We start from the raw sequence: 2801 nt of genomic DNA, 5'->3' as shown, positions 1-2801 counted from the left end.
TCATCTTTCAAGTGGAAATTGAATAAATCGGTTAAAGTGACAGGTAACTGATCCATAAAAAGTGGTTCTATCTCCAATAAATTTTTGTGTAAATCAGTGTATTTTTGCATGAATAAAATAGTAAATACCTGACCTTGTTTATTGATAATATCTCCTTGTTCTCTTACAAAATCGGGAATAATACCATCTTTAAAGGCAATTTGAATTTTTGTCGCTTCTGAACGTAATGATTCGAGATGATACGTTTTTTCGATTTTTTTATTTTTGATAAGATGTACATAATCTGCGATGGGCGCTAAGTCATCGAGACGGTGTGAAGATAATACAATCCCGAGTTGACGATCAGATACTTCTGCCATTAAGGCACTCATAATTTTCTTTTGTACAATAATATCTAAACCTTCCATCGGCTCATCAAGCAACAGATATTGAGCACCAATCGACAACGATAGAATAATACCAAACAACGCACTCATACCTTTCGAGTAAGTCCCGAGTTTAGCGTTGATAGGGAGATTGAATGCTAACATTAAATCTGTAAATTTTTCATCGTTGAAATGCGTGTAATTTTTACTGTAAAATTTCTGAATCGTTTTAAGTTTATAACCTTCCCATGCTTTAAATTCGTCAGGTAATAAAAAGAGCTGTTCCTTTAATTCAGGATGCTGTGCCAATGATTTGCCATGAATCAGTACTTCTCCTTGGTCTGGCGTGTAGAGTCCCATGATGGTGCGGAATAAGCTTGTTTTACCAATTCCATTACGACCGACTATACCAATAATTTCTCCAGGGTTGACGTTGAACGTTATATCTGAAAAAAGTTCGCGGTTATTAAGTTGTTTAGAAAGATGATTAATTTGCATTATCATTCGCTCCTTTCAGTTTAGTATAGATATCGTCTATCCATTGGTGCATGGTTTCGACTTGAATCCCACTATAAATGAAGTCTATTAAAGTATTTTCTAAGCGTTTTTTTTCGGCAACTTCGTCAATTGTGATTACAGTATTAAGCGAATGCTCAGCAATAAAAGCACCTTTTCCTTTCATCGTGACAATCACTTGTTGGCGTTCAAGTTCTTGATACGCCTTGCTGACAGTATTGGGATTGATGCCTACTAAGCCAGCATATTCTCTAATAGAAGGAATTTTGTCACCGGGAACCAGTAAGCCACGGACAACATACTCTTTTATTTTTTTAATGATTTGTTCAAATAATGGTGCGTTATTTTTATAGTCTAATTGATACAATTGTCAACATCTCCTTTCACATAAAATGTGAACTTAGTGAACTAATGTAAATAGTACACTCAAAAGGGTGTTTTGTCAATGTATCATAAGAATAAGAGAGCGCAATTCCAACTTTTTATAGACGTATAATAAAAATGAGATAAAGGAAAAAAGCGAGATATACTATCTGAAAACCAGCAAAGCTATATAGCGTTATTCTCAAATGTCGTGTCGTTGTTTTTGAGATTAACCAAAAAATAATAGCCAATGTTCCAGTCATAAACAGAATGATTAACAAAACAAACACGACAGTAAACAAGGAGCGACTAAACTCTCGACCAACTAAAACTAAAGGTATGGACACTAGCATTGTTACGGTCGATAAAATTAAGAACAGGTAATGCCAAAGATATTTAATCATTGCCAACACCTCCCTGATTTGTTTCTGGAAGCGTGAAAGTTAGCTTCTTTTTAGACGCATCATACAGTAAGGTTTTATGTGTATCGTCAGAAAAATAAATGTCTTTATTTGTCCAATCAAACCCGTGTTTTTTATCTTTTTCGAGTGTTAATAGCACATGATTTTCTGCACGAGGGACACGTGTTCGATGCATGAAAATAGTAATGGTTTTTTCTGTTGTTTGAAAACTCCAATTACCTTGATAACTAGCAAAAAAAGGAATCAAATCACCATAAATGTATAACGTATCGTCTTTTGTGTGGGTACTTTCGAAATGGCTGTTAAGGAAATTAACATCGGTTGTTTTCATTGTGACAGATAAATTTAGAAAAGCATAACTTGCACAGAGCATAACGAGTAATCCCACAAATGAATAACAATAAAGTAAAAAGAACCCAATATATTTTTTGTAGTGACTTTGTTTGATGATATGTGATTGCAAATTTGTATCCTCCTTTAATAAAGTATCGATAGAGATATTGAACAGTTGACTGATAGCGAGTAATTTTTCTAAATCGGGATAACTTTTACCGCATTCCCATTTTGAAAGAACTTGACGTGAAATGAATAATTTTTGAGCAGTGTTTTCCTGTGTTAAATTCATAGCGAGACGTAATGTTTTTATTTTTTCTCCAAGTTGCATTTGTACAACCTCCTCTGTTTCCAATATAGTTTCTTTTGATAAAGAAGTTAAGCAACAAGTTGTTGCATGTTGATAATATAGGCTTTTTAGCATAAAAAAAGTTACCTCAATTAAGAAGTAACCTTTTCAAAGAATAATACGAGTTCATTATCATTATCAAATACTCTTTTTAGAGAAGCGTTGTTTAAAATAATTTCGCCCTTCGACAAGACGAGTAACCATCATTGCACTGACAGTATTTCCCGAGGAATTAAGCAGCGTCGCAGGCATATCAATAATAGTGCTAATAACGATGATAAGTGGCACGGCTTCAAGTGGAAAACCGAGAATCGTAACAATTAGGACTTCAGCGATCATACCGCCGCCTGGTATTGCGCCCATGACAGCTCCTACTAAAAAGGCACAAAGGATAATCGTAATCATATTGTCAATTCCAGTAATATCACGATTAAAGACACCGTACAAAAAGGC

At 34.5% G+C, this 2801-nt stretch carries 4 protein-coding genes; all 4 read right to left on the bottom strand.

Annotated features, from left to right (window positions below; translation table 11 throughout):
• On the bottom strand, positions 1–863 hold an 863-nt coding region (locus IKV95_RS03800), incomplete at its 3' end, for an ATP-binding cassette domain-containing protein (protein WP_287451428.1).
• On the bottom strand, positions 853–1248 hold the full coding sequence (locus IKV95_RS03795) for a GntR family transcriptional regulator (RefSeq protein ID WP_029091865.1): 396 nt from the start codon (positions 1246–1248) through the stop codon (positions 853–855). The genes IKV95_RS03800 and IKV95_RS03795, both read right to left, overlap by 11 nt.
• 392 nt (positions 1249–1640) lie before the next feature.
• Entirely contained in the window at positions 1641–2330 is a 690-nt protein-coding gene (locus tag IKV95_RS03790) for a helix-turn-helix domain-containing protein (RefSeq protein WP_287451427.1), read from the bottom strand.
• Between the two features lie 156 nt (positions 2331–2486).
• Positions 2487–2801, bottom strand: a 315-nt coding sequence (locus IKV95_RS03785) for a cation:dicarboxylate symporter family transporter (RefSeq protein ID WP_287451426.1), incomplete at its 5' end; no start/stop codon positions are given.

Source organism: Brochothrix sp. (assembly GCF_017549435.1).
Classification (GTDB): Bacteria; Bacillota; Bacilli; order Lactobacillales; family Listeriaceae; genus Brochothrix; species Brochothrix thermosphacta.
This window is presented reverse-complemented; position numbering and strand designations above follow the sequence as displayed.